Raw genomic sequence first — 283 nt, forward strand, 5'->3', positions numbered from 1 at the left:
CTAGCAGTTTGGGCCTCAATAGTTGCTTTCTTGATGGCATTTCTTGCAGCTAGATATTGCTGACTATAAAACAATGAATAATGAGAATTGAAATCCAATAACATAAGCTCTTTGAACCTATGATTTGGGTCTATATCTGTTGTATCTCGTACAAAAGAATATTCATATTGAACTTCAAGTTCTGAAAGAGATTTTTTAATTTGCTGGGAAAATACATTAGCAAATGAAAGTATTGATAGTATTAAAAAGTATTTACGCATCCTCTAAATTTAATTAATTCTTT

General features: G+C 29.7%; 1 protein-coding gene. It reads right to left on the minus strand.

Translation table 11 applies throughout. From position 1 onward, the window contains the following. Positions 1–260: hypothetical protein (locus SB659_RS19320; RefSeq protein WP_410551561.1), on the minus strand; the 260-nt coding region annotated here is incomplete at its 3' end. Positions 261–283 lie beyond the last annotated feature (23 nt).

The organism is Arthrobacter sp. SIMBA_036 (assembly GCF_046535135.1).
GTDB lineage: Bacteria > Actinomycetota > Actinomycetes > Actinomycetales > Micrococcaceae > Arthrobacter.